Origin of the sequence: Streptomyces sp. NPDC059355 (genome assembly GCF_042752335.1) — a bacterium.
Lineage (GTDB): Bacteria > Actinomycetota > Actinomycetes > Streptomycetales > Streptomycetaceae > Streptomyces.
Map to the genome: position 1 here is coordinate 70,750 of NZ_JBHYXN010000044.1, position 2,508 is coordinate 73,257.

At 73.7% G+C, this 2,508-nt stretch carries 2 protein-coding genes and 1 pseudogene; all 3 read left to right on the forward strand.

Going from position 1 to position 2,508, the window contains the following annotated elements:
• Nucleotides 1-523: 523 nt before the first annotated feature.
• On the forward strand, nt 524-1,486 hold the full coding sequence (locus ACFXGI_RS31345; RefSeq protein ID WP_053691791.1) for a zinc-binding dehydrogenase: 963 nt from the start codon (nt 524-526) through the stop codon (nt 1,484-1,486).
• 81 nt (nt 1,487-1,567) lie between these two features.
• A complete protein-coding gene (locus ACFXGI_RS31350; protein WP_008741547.1) occupies nt 1,568-1,777 on the forward strand; it encodes a helix-turn-helix domain-containing protein in 210 nt (69 codons plus the stop codon).
• Nucleotides 1,777-2,343: pseudogene (locus tag ACFXGI_RS31355) on the forward strand (Clp protease N-terminal domain-containing protein); the annotation flags it as partial. The gene ACFXGI_RS31350 and the pseudogene ACFXGI_RS31355, both read left to right, overlap by 1 nt.
• Nucleotides 2,344-2,508 lie beyond the last annotated feature (165 nt).

Consider the following 2,508-nt stretch of genomic DNA (forward strand, 5'->3'; position numbering starts at 1 on the left):
CGCCCCCGCGCCCGGGGCGGCCGCGGGCGCGGCGGGGCCCACCGCCTCCGGGGGGCCCCGCGTGGCCTCCCCGGCCGTGCTCGCCAGTGGGGCCCGGCCGGATCTGCATCCGGCCGGGCCCCTCTTCTTGTTGGGCACACCCTCCCCGCCCCCGAACCGGGAGGGGATGCTCCGCCTCAGCGCCTCGACGGAGCTGACGCTTCGTCATTGAGAATGCGGCCACAAGGTGGCGGGCTCATGACGAGCCGGGCGGCATGGCGTGAATGTTACCGCCCCCAGAGGCTCGATCCTGACGTTCCGCTTCTCCCTTCCGGCCACACAAGACCGCACGTGGCACGGTTAGTTGAGGAGGCAACGAAAGATTCCGTTCGACTTTCGGACGGTCCATCGTGGACGCCTCGGCACCCCCGATCGGTTCCCGTCTGCGGCCACCGATCCGTACGGGTGGCCGTGCGACGAAGGCCTCACCTGCTCGGCCCCGACAGGTCTGGCCCGACGGGCTACCGAGCGGTAGCGTCGCGGCATGTTCGCTGCCTACGCCGCCCGAATCGACCGTGACCAGCCGCTGAGCGGCCTCGTGCTGGGCGAGCGCCCGGCCCCCGAGGCCCGCCCCGGCTGGGTGACCGTGAACGTCAAGGCCGCCTCCCTCAACCACCACGACCTGTGGTCGCTGCGCGGGGTCGGCCTCGGCGAGGACAAACTCCCGATGATCCTCGGCTGCGACGCCGCCGGCATCGACCAGGACGGCAACGAGGTCGTCCTGCACTCCGTGATCGGCCAGAGCGGGCACGGGGTCGGCCCCGACGAGCCGCGCTCGATCCTGACCGAGCGGTACCAGGGGACCTTCGCCGAGCAGGTGACCGTCCCCGCCTGGAACGTCCTGCGCAAGCCCGCCGAGCTGTCCTTCGAGGAGGCCGCCTGCCTGCCGACGGCATGGCTGACGGCGTACCGGATGCTGTTCACCAACGCGGGCGTGCGCCCCGGCGACTCGGTACTGGTGCAGGGTGCGGGCGGCGGGGTCGCGACCGCCGCGATCGTCCTCGGCAAGGCGGCCGGCCTGCGGGTCTTCGCCACCAGCCGTGACGAAGCCAAGCGCAAGCGGGCGGTGGAGCTGGGCGCGGTGGAGGCGTACGAGCCGGGCGCGCGGCTCCCGCAGCGAGTGGACGCGGTGATCGAGACGGTCGGTGCGGCCACCTGGTCGCACTCGGTCAAATCGCTGCGCCCCGGCGGCACCCTGGTCATCTCGGGCGCCACGAGCGGGGACCGGCCGGCGCACGCCGAGCTGACGCGGATCTTCTTCCTGGAGCTCAAGGTGGTCGGCTCGACGATGGGGTCGAAGGACGAGCTGGAAGACCTGCTGGCGTTCTGCGCGGCGACCGGGGTGCGGCCGGTGATCGACGAGGTGCTGCCGCTGGACCGGGCGCGGGAGGGCTTCGAGAAGCTGGAGGCGGGCGACCTGTTCGGAAAGATCGTCCTGACGGTCTAGGCGGACACCCCCAAACCTGTCCGACGCCGAGCCGTCAATGACAGTTGACACCCTCGCGCATGTCAACCTACATTGACATGCATGACAGAAGCGACCGATCTCGCCGAGCGGGCCGGCGACCGCGATCCGCGGGTGGGCCTGCGCGCCGTGGCCGCCCTCCGCAGGCTGCTGGAGCAGCTGGAGGCGGTACAGGTGCGCAGCGCCCGCGCGCAGGGCTGGTCCTGGCAGGAGATCGCGGCCGAGCTGGGCGTCAGCCGGCAGGCCGTGCACAAGAAGCACGGGAGGGTCTGATGTTCGAACGCTTCACGCAGGACGCCCGGGACACCGTGGTGGGCGCCGTGGCCGAAGCCCGGAAGGCGGGGGCCGCGAACGTGAGCGAGGAGCACCTGCTCCTGGCCCTGCTGGACCGCGGTGCGCTGGACCCGCTGGGCGTGGACCGCGCCGCGATGGCGGCGGACCTCGCCGCGGCCCGCCGCCGGGGCGGCATGTCCCGGGCGGACGAGGAGGCCCTCGCGGGTCTCGGCATCGACCTGACCGCGATCCTCTCCCGGGTCGAGGAGGCCCACGGGGAGGGCGTACTGGCCGCCGCGGCCCCGCGGCGGCGGACCCTGGGCTCTTCGCTCCGCTCGGCGCTGGGCCGCCCGGAGCCGGTGGGCCGGCACGTCCCCTTCGCCCAGGGCACGAAGAAGGTCCTGGAACAGTCCCTGCGCATCGCGCTGGGCCGCCACGACCGCCACATCGCCACCCTGCACCTGCTGCTGGCCCTGCTCTCGCGCCCGGGCACGGCCGCCGAGGTCCTGGCGGACCACGGCGTCACGTACGCGGCGGCCGAGGCGGGGCCGGCGGGGGGGGGGGGCCCGGCCTCGTGGGGGGGGGGTGGGGGGGGGGGGGGGGGGGGGGGGGGGGGGGGGGGGGGGGGGGGGGGGGGGGGGGTGCGTGCAGTCCGGGACATCCGCTCAACTCCGTCAAAGGAAGGCGCTGTTACCGGCCGGTAAAATAGGCGGGACGGCAGAAGGACGCAA

What these genes read in the sequence shown, in the direction of transcription:
- ACFXGI_RS31345 (WP_053691791.1), top strand. Translation starts at nt 524, where the DNA reads ATGTTCGCTGCCTACGCCGCCCGAATCGACCGTGACCAGCCGCTGAGC.
- ACFXGI_RS31350 (WP_008741547.1), top strand. Translation starts at nt 1,568, where the DNA reads ATGACAGAAGCGACCGATCTCGCCGAGCGGGCCGGCGACCGCGATCCG.